This is a genomic window from Paenibacillus sp. AK121 (assembly GCF_019042715.1).
Taxonomy (GTDB): domain Bacteria; phylum Bacillota; class Bacilli; order Paenibacillales; family Paenibacillaceae; genus Paenibacillus; species Paenibacillus polymyxa_C.
The window spans coordinates 291,722-305,084 of record NZ_JAHPJM010000006.1; the positions used below are offsets into that span (position 1 = coordinate 291,722).

The window sequence follows — 13,363 nt, forward strand, 5'->3', positions numbered from 1 at the left end:
TACGCGAATACGGGCCAAGAATTTACTGGGCGGTTAAGCCCTTTTATAGGAGGTCGGTTCACGTGCCTTACCCTACGCGGGCAGTCCGCGCTGTTCGTCTGTTATCGCTGCTGTTGTGCGCTACTACACTGACAACGGCTTGTCCGCTTCCTGCTCATGCCTCTGCAGAGCACACAAAGTCCTCGTCAGCCGGAAATAACCTGACAGCAAATATCGATGCTTCACACGCTTCGTCTTCATTGTATACGTCCAGACTTGCTTTATATCACTCCATCGAAGCCCTGACAGGAGTCCCTTGGTACAGACTGGCTGCCATCGACCAGTACGAACGCACACTTACGGTGGCCCATCCCAAGGATCGCAAGCATGCGGAACGGATCATAGGTATTTTTGTGACAGGACCAGTATGGTCCGGTCTGTTGAACCCTGATTCCGAGGATCAAAATCCACGTTCCATTGAACTATTTTCCGGGCTGGGACAAGACGGCTCAGGCGATGGAATCGCTGACCGCAATAATGACAAGGATTTGCTGTTCAGCATCGCTTCTTATCTCGGAAAGTATGGAAATAGCGAGGATGAATTTGGTATTGCCGTGTGGGAATATTACCATAACAGCCGCTCGGTTCAAAGAGTTCAGCAGTTTGCCAAGCTGTATCAGACGTATGGCAAGCTTGATCTGGTCAGTCAAGCTTTTCCGCTGCCTCTAGGCAGCATTTATAGCTACCGCAGCACTTGGGGAAGCCGTCGCAGCTGGGGCGGCTACCGTATACACGAAGGGACTGACCTGTTTGCAGGCTACGGAGTTCCGGTTCGCAGCACCTGCTACGGTGTAGTTGAAATGAAAGGTTGGAATCCCTTCGGAGGCTGGCGAATCGGTATTCGTGATCTCAACAACCGCTATCACTACTATGCACACCTTTCCGGCTTTGATAAAACCGTTCATAACGGAGACATCGTCAAGCCTGGTCAGACGGTTGGCTGGGTCGGAAGCTCGGGCTATGGAAAACCGGGTACCCAAGGCAAGTTTCCACCACATCTGCACTATGGTATATACCGGGACAATGGCTGGACAGACTGGTCCTTTGACCCATATCCGTTATTGAGACAGTGGGAGCAGAGCGAACGTAAAGCGCTCAAATCAGGAAAAACCAAAGGGACCTCCTCATAGGTCCCTTTGGTTTTTCCTGAGTATCTCACACCAATCCCCTCTTTGTTTATGGCGTTGGAGACTGCCTGAGGGAATTGGGTTCTTCCTGTATCTCTGGAACACTTTCTATGCTGGAATCTACAGCGCCGCTACTCTCTATAGAATGGGAAGGCAGTGCCAACTGCGGAGCGGTTGCACCATTTTTGCCGACAGGTTTACCCTGATTGTCATAGTAGTACATCGGGACGTTGCCCACCACCAACAGATAAGAAACCGGGATTTCCGTCTCCACAATCTGAGGTTGCATCTCAAACGGTATAACCACAGACACTTCCGTCGTAATTCGAATGTACACTTCCACCAAGATCATGTTTATGCCCGCATCCTGCTGACGTGTATTTAAATCCACCTTGATTGCTCCATGCGGCTCCACCTTTAGAGGGACCTTGGGTCCATAAGCTGCCAGCAGCGGACTCCCCAATGCCTGACCAATCGGAACGCTCTCGTCAAAATGACTCATACTGTCCATCGTTGCCTTGACTGCTTTAAGTGTGTCTGACGTAATTCTCATATGCTCCGCATAATTTAGAACAAATCCAGAGGTTCTCCCTTGTGTATCCGTTCTCCATTCGATCAAATTATCAGCAGTCTTCCCCTGCTCTACCTGCGCAGTAATTGCTGAATTAATTGCCTCCGTCGCCATTTGTTTGACCCGCACTTTAGCCAGATGCATCATGGGCGGCTTCAAATGCTGTTCCACATAAGCGGCCACCTGTACGATTCCTACCAGCAGCGCCAATGCCACAACGAGCCACATTCTGCGCCTGCCTCGTCGCCGTCTGCTCGGTCTGCTGTGCCATTGCGGTTTTCTATTCATTCTGATCCCCCCGCAGCGATGAGCTTACTTTAGAAGGATATGCCGCAAATAAACGAAAAAGAAGCCGCCCGTCCGGCAGCTCCTCCTGGTGTTAAACATATATGATTTCAAATCCGATTCAGTTCAACTCAACTTATTATTTGAAAATGTGGTCAATCTTTTCGATATCCGCCTGACTCAGTTGGACATTCAGCGTTTTCAGATTCGCCAGAACCTGCTCCGGTCCCTTCGCGCCTGGAATGAGGGCATCAATCGAATCGCGGGTCAAATACCATGCAAGCACCACATGAGCAACCTCTGCATTCAACGCATTGGCAATCTCACGTACCTGCTCCACTTTGTCCAAATTACGGGTAAATGCATCTCCCTGAAACAATGGATCTTTCGCTCTGATGTCCGTGAAGGTCATGTCTTTCGTATACTTACCACCTAGCAGTCCAGAAGCTAGTGGGAAATACGGCACAAACGAAATGCCATTTTCCTTAGTATAAGGCAGCAAATCCTTCTCAGCTTCCCGTTGCAACAGATTATAATGGGATTGAAGCACATCTACATAGCCGTCACTATTCGCATCTTTAAGTTGTTCAATGGTAAAGTTAGATACACCGATAGCCTTAATTTTACCTTCGTCTTTGAGCTTCTTCAGTTCTCCGACTGCTTCTGCCTTCGGTGTAGCTTCATCTGGGAAATGGATATAGAACAGATCAATATAATCTGTTTGCAATCTTTTCAGACTGGATTCGACGGATTCACGTAAAAAAGCAGGCGAGTTGTCAAAAACAACCTCTCCGTTCACAAACTTATGTGCTCCCTTGGTCGCTATGACAGCTTCCTCACGTTTGCCGCGCTCTTTAAGTACCTCACCGATCAACCGCTCTGAGTGCTCAGGCCCATAAATAAAAGCTGTATCCAGGAAGTTGATGCCGTTATCCAAAGCTGTGCGAACGACTTCTTTGCCCGTTTCATTGTTCAAACCGGAAAAAAGATTATGTCCTCCTACCTTATTCGCACCCAAACCGATTGGTTTTACATATAAATCTGTTTTGCCAATACGCACTTGCTCTGCCAATTCACGTCATCTCCTTTTCGAAAGTTACTTCCATTTTATTATTAAATTCCAAAAAAAGCAAAGTGCGTACCTGGCTGCTGCTCTTATCCCTTAATCCCCGTTAAGGCAATGCCTTCCATAAAATACTTCTGTCCTATGGCAAAAAGAATGATAGCTGGCAACACGACAATTAAAGAAGCGGCCATCAAAACACCCCATTGCGCCGAATATATTCCCTGAAACTGCTGTAGCCCAATCGCCAACGTAAATTTGCTTTCATCATTAAGATAAACGAGCGGTCCCATAAAATCATTCCATGTGTTCAAAAATGTAAACAATCCGATGACCAAAATCGCTGACCGGGACAAAGGTAAAATAATGCGAGTAAAGATCGTAAAATGGTTGCCTCCATCCACAAATACAGCTTCATCCAGCTCTCGCGGAAGAGTCATGTAAAATTGTCTAAGCAAAAAGATATTAAAAACACCTCCACCAAAAAACGAAGGTAATACCAATGGAACGTAGGAATTAACCATGCCTAATGCCTGCCAACCAATAAAAGACGGAATTAGCGTGACCGCAAACGGCAGCATCATACTGCTTAATAACACGGCAAAAACCTTATCTCTTCCTTTCCATCTCATTCGCGCAAAGCTATAGGCAGAAATGGTACTCGACAGAAGTACACCCGCTAAAGTACCTGCTACGACGATAAATGTGTTCACAAAATAGCGCCCAAACGATAACTCTTCAAACGGCTGTAAAAAATTTTCGAATACAAAAGGCTCGGGAATCCATTTCGGCGGGATCAGAAAAATCTGACTTAAATCCATCATGGAGCTTCTCACCAGCCAGTAAAAAGGAAACATGCAAAAAAGTGACCCCACAATGAGCACTGTGTAGAGAAAAACTCTGCTCCAACGCAAGCCATGTTTTTTCATCCTCATGCCCCCCCGCCTTCGTAATACACCCATTTTCGGGCCGTCTTGAACAGAAAGGCAGTGAATGTTAAAACTACAATAAAGAGCACCCAAGCAATCGCACAGGCATAACCCATATTCGAAAAAGTAAATGCCTCGCGGAACAAATAAAATGTATAAAATAAGCTGGAATTGTTAGGTCCACCCTGAGTCATGACGTAAGGCTGGACAAACACCTGAAATCCACCGATGAAGCCCATAATCGTATTAAAGAAAATCGTAGGCGATGTCAATGGAATTGTGATATAGATAAGCTTATGAAGAGCGCTCCCACCGTCAATTTCAATGGCTTCATAATAATGCCTAGGTATATCCTGCAAGCCAGCCAGAAAAATAATCATCGTCCCCCCAACGGTCCACAAACTCATTAAAACCAGTGTAGGAACTACCGACCCTTCACTATAAATCCATTGACTTTCGGGCAAATGCAGCGCACGCAACACCACATTCAGCAAGCCAAGGTCCGGATCAAACAGCCACATCCAGATCATAGACGATGCTATGAGTGGGACAATCGTGGGTAGATAAAAAACGGTTCTAAAAAAAGCCAAACCTTTTACCTTTTGATTGAGCAATATGGCCAGAAAGAAAGCCACTATAATTTGCAGGGGCACACTCAAAAACACATAATAAAAAGTAACCCCAAGGGATTTGTAAAAAAATTGATCCGTACCGTCAAATAAGTGTACATAATTATCCAGACCAATAAAACGGGCCTGTGAAGCAACCTTGTAATCGGTAAGACTGAACCAGAGACTAGCGATCATCGGTCCCAGAACAAAAATGACAAAGCCCAGAATAGCAGGGGCGGCAAAAAGCCACCCCAACCCATTTTCCTTCTTACGAATAGAAGATAACGATTGCATTCTATCCCTCTCTTTCTGTCAAGACCCTCACCTTATTTTTTCGGATATGTTCCCTTAAATTCAGCGTTCGCCTTGGCTGAAACCTCCTTAAATGCTTGCTCCACCGTTTTCTTGCCCAGCCACACCTGATCTAGCGCCGGGTTAATAATCGCATTGATTTTTTCCGAGTTTTTCAGATAGTAGTCGTAAGAATTAACACCGTTATGCAACGTTTGGTTCATGACTGCATCACGATACCCATCCGCATGGCCTGGCTTGACATCTGCCCATTTGCTAATCAAGTCTGGTTCGGTGTACCACTTTTTCATGACAGGCATCCACAATCCGCTGGAATGCATGTCAAGTCCGCTTTCAGCATCCAGCAAGAATTTATAAAACATCCACGCTTCTTTCGGATGTTTGGTTTTGGCAGAAATCACTTCCGGTTCACCAAACAGGATTGTTTTACTGCTTTTCAGTTTGGGTAACACGCCTACACCAAAATTCACCTTCGATTCTCCAAGATCCAATTGGACCCACTGCCCATCCAGATCCATCGCTACACGTTTGCTTTGCAATGCTACGGCCGGAGAAGGAATATTTTTGGACTGCGTCGGCGACGGTGCCACATGATACACGTTGATCAGATCCGCCATCTTTTGCACGGCTTCAATCACATCAGGGTTTTCAAGGTTAAGCGAGTCCCCTTTGTCGGAAATCACACTTGCGTTATTGGAAGGAACCAGCAGGTGCCACATCCATGTGTCAAACCGAACTCCATACTGTTTGATGTTACTTGCATCAAAATTGGGGCTGAGCGCATTATTTCCCGCTTTATCAATGGTGAGCTTTTGTGCTGTCTCTAAGAATTGTTCCCATGTCCAAGCCTCTTCAGCTTTGACTGGCGGCAAGGCAACACCAGCCTCATCAAACAAATCCTTGTTGTAATAAAGCGCAAAGGCTTCCTCCGTCACCTTGACCCCTGCCACTTTATCCTTATCCCAATAGATAACTGAATTAGGAATGAGGCTTTCCTTCGTTAGCTCCTTATCCTCCTTCAAAAATTCATTTAAATTATATAGTTTGCCTTGTTCAGCCCATTGCAGAGCCTGTGCTTTATAAATAGGAAATACATCTGGTGCCTGGTTGGCGGCAAACATCGTCGTTAATTTAGTTACGTAATCCCCGGGGATGTGCATATAGTTGATTTTGATCCACGGATATTTCTCTGTGAATTTTTTGGCAATCTCCTGTTGAACCTTCTTTTCATTGGTGCTCCCCCAGCTGGCATAGGTCAGTGTCACTTGCTCGTGCCCCTGCAAATCTACTGGCTTGTTGCTCTCATTTGAACTACAGGCTGACATAAGTCCAACGATCAAGCACATGCAGACGATCCATAACTTTCGTTTTAACATGAGTAGCGCCCCCAAACCGTATATTTTTTTATCTTTTCGTTTGTTGCTTCGTCACTAAATTCATTCTAGCAAACGCTTACATTTTGAAAAGTCGTACTCTCATTGGATTGGTGTCATTTGATTAGATCTATGCGTTTCTCCGATTCGGATCAGGACAATTGTTCCCTTGCCTTCTGGCGAGTGGAGTGCAACCCCATATTCCATCCCATATAACAGCCGTACTCTTCTGTCTACATTTTTAATGCCTGTTGACCGGATTTCTCCAGCTTGAATTCGGCGTATATGATCTTCTTGAATTCCTAATCCATTATCCTCGACTTTAAAACACACCAATTGCGTTTCGATCCAGGCTGTGATCTTAATCTGACCGCCTGATTCCATTTCCGCGAAACCGTGAATAATTGAATTCTCCACAAAAGGCTGCAAGAAGAGTTTGGGAACCTCCATCTGGAGCAAAATGGGATCAATATCATATTCCACCGTGAACTTGTTCTCAAAGCGATTTTGCATAATGTAAATGTATTTTTCCAGCCAATTCAGATCGGTTTCCAGGCTCCATGTATCATTTTTGTTTCGAGTCGTAATTTGCAGCATTTCCGCCAGACTAATGATCAATTGGCCCAGTTCCTGTTGTTTATGCTCTAGTGCGATCCAATACATTGTCGTTAAGGTGTTATACAAAAAATGGGGATTAAGCTGTAAATTAAGTGCCATTAACTCCGACTCTTTGGCTCGCAGACGTGATTTGTAATTTTCTTCGATCAAATCTTTAATTTTCTCATTCATTTGATTAAATCGGATCACCAGGTCCCCCAATTCATCATAGCCACGTTCAGGAATTCGAATATCAAAATCTCCCTTCTCCATTACCTTCATCGCCTGTTTCATATCTGTAATGGGCTTACTGATGTATACAGACAGCAAATAAGCAAGGATAACAGCAATGAGCATCATAATGCCTAAAAAAACAAGGTGTAGGTACGAATCGTTGACAGATGTCCCAGTACATCTTCCATGGGAATGGCTATATACGATACCCAGCCCGTCGTCTTCATCGCTTCGTAAACCAGTAATATGCTTTGACCCTTAACGTTTACCATTTTCGTCCCTTGTTCCGAAGTAATGGCCTTCTTCAGCCAATCTGCCACCGGCTCCCCCGCTTGTTGCTGTCGATCTGAACTCATGACTATCCCATTGTTATCGTGAATCATACCGTAGGATAGATGTGCAAATCCGCTGCGGGCTGCATAATCTTCAAAACCAACCTTTAGCAAATCAGGTCGGAAATTCAATATAAGTATAGGCTTTTCCTTGCCTTCAGGAAGCGTATGAAAGGTTCCAGCATCATCTAATGCAGTCAAATGAAGCTGCTTAACCACAGCAAATAAAGAACTAAAATCATAGGAACCTTGTTTTAAATCCTGCTGATGAAAGGTGTCGGCATACGAATAGGCAGGAATCCACTTGGTAGCCCCCTCTGCTTGCACCGCTGTTGTCGCCAAGGGAGAAGAATAAAACGGCTGAACGGGAATATACATCCGCTCTGTACTTCCGTATGCATACTTTTGCGTCATAATTTGAGAAGCGTATACTTCCTCCATATTGCCAAAGTATCTGTACAAAATTTTTGTAATACTGCGATCAGTTCGTAAAAGCGATGAAGAATCGGTAGTATCCACGTCCGTAATAGTCTGTAGAAGATCATGATCAATTGGAATCATATCTACGGTTTTTTGAATAGCTGTCAGCTTGTTATCCAGCAGCTGGTTATTACTTCGAAGTACACTTGTAACGCTATCTGTTACGTTTGCAGTAATATTCCGCGCACTGGTTTCGAAGTAGACAAAGCCCAGGATCAAAACGATAAAACCAGACAACAAAAAATAGGACAGCATCAACTTCGTACGAAAGCTACTGTCCAAAAATTTTTGATATATATATTTGACTTGGCGCATTGTACCTTCCTTTCACCTAACGATTAATTGAATTTTCTGCGAAATTCTTCAGGTGTGTGCTTTACGTTTTTTTTGAACACTTTAAAGAAGTATTTGATATCTTTATAACCAACCTGTCTACTAATTTCTGCGACCTTGGCGTCTGTATGCAGCAGTAAGTGCTGAGCCTTTTGCATTCTGAGCTTCACCATATATTCCGTGAACGAGAGCCCAAAATAGTTTTTGAACAGAATGCTAAAATAGGACGCATTATAGTGAAAGCGCCGGGCCACAATCTCCAGACTTAGGTCTTCATGTAGATGTGTATCCAGAAATTCCCCGCATTTTTTCATGATAGGTTCACCTTTGGAGCTGCCGTCAAGCTCAAGAATCAGCTCTTTTAACCATGCTGCAATACGATCCTCAAGATTCTGAATACATGTGGCCTCTTCGACAGCTCGGTTCAACTGTTCCGAGTAACGTGAGTAGACTTCTTCACTCCACCCTATATTTAACCGTGGTAAACTAACTAGGAGAAGGTGTATTAATTTAGCTTTAAGCGCATCAGGTGGAGGGTACCCTTGCGTCATTCGTCCAATGAAATGTTGTACCCATTCCAATAGCTGATCGGGCTTTCCATTGGAGATAGCGCTTTCAACGAATTTTAGAAAGGCTATTTGTTCATGAGTGCTCAATTCCTGTACCGGCTGGTCATCATCTGAAGCGACAAGGTTCAAACATCTGATGTGAGGTGTATAAAAACGCATGGAGATCAGGCGAACAGCCCTTTCGTGAGATGGGCTTATTTGCATTTCATCAAAATCAAAAGGCTGACCCCAAGCAAACCAAATGGAGATAGCTTGCTGCTGCTCCACCTTTTTCAGACCAGCTTGAAGTGCACCTTTGGCCTCCTTGCCTTCAGTCCTGTCTCTCCAATTCACCACGGCGATCATATGGTCTTTATGGACTTCAAGTGGGAACACGACAGAAGACGCCCAAGGCCGCAATATTTCAACAACCGTGTTTCGCAGCTTATAATCCCACATATAAATATCCTCTGGACGGGATGCAGATGCCCCCAATGCGAGAACTTCACCTACCCCCTGCCACCCAAAGTGACTTTTTAATAGGCTTTTCTCGTTCGACTGCAACTTGTCTGTCACGCATCTGCTAAACAAATGCTCCACAAATGCAGGCATGCTCTGCTCGATCTGATTTAACGCTGTTCGATTTTCACCGAGTACTTCCTGCTCCTCTAGAATGATCTTCTCCATGTGTTGAATCACTTCAATAAGCTGCTGTGATTGCACCGGTTTTACCAAATAATCATTCGCTCCGTATCGTACCGCCTGCTGTGCATAGCTAAATTCCTGGTAGACTGTCACTAAAATAACTTTGGTCTCATGCTGACCCGATGTCCTCAATTGTTGAAGATATTCAATCCCGTTCATAATCGGCATCTGAATATCTGTAAAAACGATCTGGATCGGTTGGGATAATGAAATGTTTAAAGCATCTTTCCCGTTCTTGGCTTCCCAAACCTCGTATTCTGGACGTAAATCCCGGACCATGGCAGCCAACCCACGGCGCTGCCTAGTTTCATCATCTACAACCAGCACTCCCAGCGGGATCGAATTCACTGACTCCCCTCCTGTCGATCTTATACACGTATGTTTTTTTCAGTATAACACTTACAGGCGGGGACCCATCCTATTTTCTTTTTCGTTTCATACTACGAATGGTCGTTTTCGTTGCCTGATCCACCCGGTATGATTCTGTGATTTTTTGCAGAGCCTTGTTGAAAGTAAAATCGTCTAATGCATTATGACTTAAATACGCCATCGTTACCTCAGGCAGCTTGATATAACAGATTGATATTGCCCATGCTACCGCCATTTGTACATAATAATCTTCTCGATGGGTCCGATCTAGCAAAGTAAGCACCCGGTTAATATACTGTTCTTCAATATAAAAATTCAGCAGCATAACCACCCCAAACCGAATTTCATATTCTTTCTTAGAGAACAGATAGGGCTGAATAAAATCCCATACTCTTTCTTTATATTGTTTCGTGATTTTCAATCCGGCACAGAAACTATCGCATACGGACCAATTATCAATTTTAGGAACAAACTTGGCGGTATAACTCAAAACTTCCTCAATATCTGTTTTTACAGAACCAATCACCATTCCTTGCAGCATCACTTCTTCAAAATGCTCACTTTCGGCGGTCTCCAGATAGAGTCGCCAATCTCCTTTGGCAATATCTTGAGCCAGCTTACGCAGCACCGGTAGACGCACACCCAGCACATTATTAATCGTTGGAAGCAATGCAGCCGTAAATTTCTGAAAATCCGTATCTACATGTGACAATATCTGCTCTCTGATGGTCTTCTCCATATTTTCCACTCCCTGTTTGTTAACGAAATGAAATGCTCCACAAATAAATGGAGGCCACTGAACCATAAGGTGAATACACTCGGCGATACTCCTCAAATTGTTGCTTGGTCAGTGTATCTAAATGGTACAACTTCATCATTCCCCGCCGAATAGCCATATCGCCCCAACTGACGACGTCCGGTCGTTCCATGCAATTAATCAGCATCATTTCAGCTGTCCAAGGGCCTATCCCTTGCAGCGAGGATAATTTCTGGATCACCTGTGTATCAGAAAGCCCATATAATTCCTGTAAATCCAACAATCCCCGCTCGATCGTTTGGGCTATATTCAGGATACATGCTGCTTTTTTCATGGTTATGCCACAGCTTTGAATTTCCTGAGCCGTCTGAACGGCTATATTTTGCGGAGTGATCGCGCCTAATTTCTCCTGCATCCTTGTCCATATGGTCTGAACCGCCTTGGCCGAAATAAGCTGCCCCACAATCGCATGAACAAGCGCCGCAAACAGGTCGGGAATGATTACGCGTTCTACCTTGCCCATTTGCGTTATAGCGGCACCAAGTACGGTATCTACCGTTTTCAGGTAGTTGATTTCCTTTTCTCCATAGTCAAAGTTTTTGGTCATGACCGTTTCCATTTGTTCTCCCGCTCCCCTTGTATGGTACACTCTTCATTTTAATTGCATAGGCTGCTTTCATATCAGGGCTCAAATCCTTCTTTGCTCACATAGAGCTGTTCTTCGGGAAAAACATGAAGAAAACGCTCATAAACCGCCTTATAGGCGGCAGGGTGATACCATTCTTCCAGCCCCAATGACTCGTACAGCGCACCAATGTTCAAGCTGCGCGTCCGCCTTCCCCCGCTGCCGTCTCCCATAAAATAATCATCTATACAGACACGGTTGACCAGAGGCAAAAGCTTGTCTGCAAAATGCTCACTGCTTGGCAGCATCGGAGCAATAGTAGCTTGCGTAGGCACACCTGCCTCTTTTAAAAGTTGCAGCGTTTGGAGACGAGCCTGGATGGGAGGAGCTTCCGGAGTGAAATGTTTGCGTATATCCTCACGGTCTGTTTCTACCGTGATACTCACACGTACACATTCCTTCAATTCGAGCAATAAATCAACATCTCGTCGTACAAGCGGACTACGCGTCTGTACAAACAGAAAATCCGGCGGATCTTCCACCATCACTTCCAGCAGAGATCGAGTCACCTCTTCCTTGTACTCGGCCGGCTGATAAGGATCTGTGCTTGACGACATAAAAATCGTGACTTTACCTTTGGATTTGGCCCTGCGAAGTTCCTTGCGAAGAATATCTGCCGCTTCTTTTTTAATATCAACCCATGTTCCCCAGGCTTCCTTCCGAAACGTAGAGACTGGCAATTGGCGTACATAACAATACGAGCAACCAAAGGTACAGCCGGTATATGGGTTCAACGAGTGTGTATACCCTGACAAGAAGCCGGTTCCTTTATTCAAAAGAGTCTTGGGAGATTTGTAATACTCATTTTTCATACCTAACCTCACTACCATATTGATTTGTGTGTGCGATTTTTTTCAAGCTGCAAAAGCTTCACCTTCATGTCCAGCCCCCCACGATACCCTGTCAAGGCTCCATTCTTACCAATGACCCGGTGACAAGGGATGGTGACCAAAATCGGATTAGCACCGATGGCAGTACCTACCGCACGAACAGAGTTCGGCTTTTGAATAGCGTTGGCAATGTCTGAATAGGATTGTGTCTCCCCATACGGAATATTACACAGCGCGTTCCATACAGCCATTTGAAATGCAGTTCCATGAAAGTCAAAAGGGAATGTAAAATGTGTGCGCTCCCCTTGGAAATATTCAATCAACTCCTTGGCATAGAGCTGTAAAACGATATCCTCTTCAACTAAAGGACTGCCGGGAAATCGACTTCCTGCCCATGCCATCAATTCCTCTACAGGCTGATTAAGCGAACCGACATAACATAATCCTTCCGATGTAGCTGCAATATATAAATTCCAATCCTCGTGCGTCAATAATGACCAATAGATCGTTTTATTCATTTGATGTACCATGCTGTGTACCTCCTTTTTGAGTTGCTTTGGATTCGAGTTGGCGATACTGCAACGGGGTGTAACCTGTATTCTTTTTAAACAACGTAATAAAGTAAGGGATATTGGACAGACCTACGTTCTCCCCCACTTCCGCAACAGATTGATGTGAGCAAATAAGCAGCTTCTTCGCTTGTTTCAACCTAGTACGCTGTATATATTCCATCGGAGTGACATGCATGATTCGCTTGAAGGTACGATGTAAATGATACGGGCTTCCATGACTTATCTCTGCCAGGACGTGCAATGTTAAGTCCTTCATATAGTTCGAATCTACGTATTCTGCAACTCCTGCGATCCAGTCGTGATCAGGCAATCGTTGTCCTGTCGGTTTACATCTTTTACACGGACGAAAATGCTCAGCCAAAGCCTGCTCTGCTGATGTAAATAAACGGATGTTCTCTCTTTTAGGAGGTCGGGATTTGCAGGAGGGGCGACAAAATATTTTCGTTGTCTTCACAGCATACAAAAATACCCCGTCATAAGACTTGTCATTTTCTACAATAGCTCTCCACTTCTCGTCTGTTATGGATAAATCGGATGCTCTCATTTCAATCCCCCTCTTGTGCAATGTTCCCTGCCTCATATCTAAATTATAAACTAAACAGTGAACATAT

At 44.6% G+C, this 13,363-nt stretch carries 14 protein-coding genes; 1 reads left to right on the forward strand and 13 read right to left on the reverse strand.

Translation table 11 applies throughout. The annotated features are described in order from the left end of the window. Positions 1–62: 62 nt before the first annotated feature. A complete protein-coding gene (locus tag KSP24_RS13825) occupies positions 63–1,169 on the forward strand; it encodes a M23 family metallopeptidase (protein ID WP_013372946.1) in 1,107 nt (368 codons plus the stop codon). Between the two features lie 46 nt (positions 1,170–1,215). On the opposite strand, the gene yunB is transcribed toward KSP24_RS13825, so the two are convergent. From yunB to KSP24_RS13885, 13 genes are all read right to left on the reverse strand, one after another. Then, a complete protein-coding gene (yunB, locus tag KSP24_RS13830; RefSeq protein ID WP_025674172.1) occupies positions 1,216–1,965 on the reverse strand; it encodes a sporulation protein YunB in 750 nt (249 codons plus the stop codon). Between the two features lie 196 nt (positions 1,966–2,161). Continuing rightward, the gene (locus KSP24_RS13835) at positions 2,162–3,094 is read right to left on the reverse strand and encodes an aldo/keto reductase (RefSeq protein ID WP_216975427.1); all 933 of its coding nucleotides are present in this window, start codon (positions 3,092–3,094) and stop codon (positions 2,162–2,164) included. Positions 3,095–3,177: 83 nt separating this feature from the next. Continuing rightward, positions 3,178–4,014, reverse strand: coding sequence for a carbohydrate ABC transporter permease (locus KSP24_RS13840; protein WP_058830380.1), 837 nt, complete (start codon positions 4,012–4,014; stop codon positions 3,178–3,180). A gap of 2 nt (positions 4,015–4,016) precedes the next feature. Further along, on the reverse strand, positions 4,017–4,919 hold the full coding sequence (locus KSP24_RS13845) for a carbohydrate ABC transporter permease (RefSeq protein WP_025674174.1): 903 nt from the start codon (positions 4,917–4,919) through the stop codon (positions 4,017–4,019). A 32-nt stretch (positions 4,920–4,951) separates the two neighbouring features. Beyond that, positions 4,952–6,313, reverse strand: a complete 1,362-nt coding sequence (locus KSP24_RS13850) for an ABC transporter substrate-binding protein (protein WP_216975429.1) — start codon at positions 6,311–6,313, stop codon at positions 4,952–4,954. A gap of 99 nt (positions 6,314–6,412) precedes the next feature. After that, positions 6,413–7,180, reverse strand: coding sequence for a sensor histidine kinase (locus tag KSP24_RS25270; RefSeq protein WP_254207793.1), 768 nt, complete (start codon positions 7,178–7,180; stop codon positions 6,413–6,415). 92 nt (positions 7,181–7,272) lie between these two features. Continuing rightward, on the reverse strand, positions 7,273–8,268 hold the full coding sequence (locus KSP24_RS25275) for a PDC sensor domain-containing protein (protein ID WP_254207794.1): 996 nt from the start codon (positions 8,266–8,268) through the stop codon (positions 7,273–7,275). Between the two features lie 23 nt (positions 8,269–8,291). Further along, positions 8,292–9,887 (reverse strand): response regulator transcription factor, encoded by a 1,596-nt coding sequence (locus KSP24_RS13860; RefSeq protein WP_216975431.1) that lies wholly within the window; start codon positions 9,885–9,887, stop codon positions 8,292–8,294. 70 nt (positions 9,888–9,957) lie between these two features. Further along, a complete protein-coding gene (locus KSP24_RS13865; protein WP_216975433.1) occupies positions 9,958–10,647 on the reverse strand; it encodes a DNA alkylation repair protein in 690 nt (229 codons plus the stop codon). A 19-nt stretch (positions 10,648–10,666) separates the two neighbouring features. Next, positions 10,667–11,284 (reverse strand): DNA-3-methyladenine glycosylase family protein, encoded by a 618-nt coding sequence (locus tag KSP24_RS13870; RefSeq protein WP_064963482.1) that lies wholly within the window; start codon positions 11,282–11,284, stop codon positions 10,667–10,669. Positions 11,285–11,346: 62 nt separating this feature from the next. Further along, positions 11,347–12,162: an SPL family radical SAM protein gene (locus KSP24_RS13875; RefSeq protein WP_164965064.1), complete on the reverse strand. Its 816-nt coding sequence runs from the start codon at positions 12,160–12,162 to the stop codon at positions 11,347–11,349. Between the two features lie 11 nt (positions 12,163–12,173). After that, positions 12,174–12,710 (reverse strand): methylated-DNA--[protein]-cysteine S-methyltransferase, encoded by a 537-nt coding sequence (locus tag KSP24_RS13880; protein WP_164965063.1) that lies wholly within the window; start codon positions 12,708–12,710, stop codon positions 12,174–12,176. After that, a complete protein-coding gene (locus KSP24_RS13885; RefSeq protein ID WP_025674186.1) occupies positions 12,691–13,296 on the reverse strand; it encodes a bifunctional transcriptional activator/DNA repair enzyme AdaA in 606 nt (201 codons plus the stop codon). Before KSP24_RS13885 ends, KSP24_RS13880 begins: the two co-directional genes overlap by 20 nt. Positions 13,297–13,363: the final 67 nt, after the last annotated feature.

Coding starts and splice junctions, on each gene's coding strand:
- KSP24_RS13870 (WP_064963482.1), bottom strand. CDS start 11,284: ATGGAAACGGTCATGACCAAAAACTTTGACTATGGAGAAAAGGAAATC.
- KSP24_RS13840 (WP_058830380.1), bottom strand. CDS start 4,014: ATGAAAAAACATGGCTTGCGTTGGAGCAGAGTTTTTCTCTACACAGTG.
- KSP24_RS13880 (WP_164965063.1), bottom strand. CDS start 12,710: ATGGTACATCAAATGAATAAAACGATCTATTGGTCATTATTGACGCAC.
- KSP24_RS13865 (WP_216975433.1), bottom strand. CDS start 10,647: ATGGAGAAGACCATCAGAGAGCAGATATTGTCACATGTAGATACGGAT.
- KSP24_RS13875 (WP_164965064.1), bottom strand. CDS start 12,162: ATGAAAAATGAGTATTACAAATCTCCCAAGACTCTTTTGAATAAAGGA.
- KSP24_RS25275 (WP_254207794.1), bottom strand. CDS start 8,268: ATGCGCCAAGTCAAATATATATATCAAAAATTTTTGGACAGTAGCTTT.
- KSP24_RS13845 (WP_025674174.1), bottom strand. CDS start 4,919: ATGCAATCGTTATCTTCTATTCGTAAGAAGGAAAATGGGTTGGGGTGG.
- KSP24_RS13885 (WP_025674186.1), bottom strand. CDS start 13,296: ATGAGAGCATCCGATTTATCCATAACAGACGAGAAGTGGAGAGCTATT.
- yunB (WP_025674172.1), bottom strand. CDS start 1,965: ATGTGGCTCGTTGTGGCATTGGCGCTGCTGGTAGGAATCGTACAGGTG.
- KSP24_RS13850 (WP_216975429.1), bottom strand. CDS start 6,313: ATGTTAAAACGAAAGTTATGGATCGTCTGCATGTGCTTGATCGTTGGA.
- KSP24_RS25270 (WP_254207793.1), bottom strand. CDS start 7,180: ATGGAGAAGGGAGATTTTGATATTCGAATTCCTGAACGTGGCTATGAT.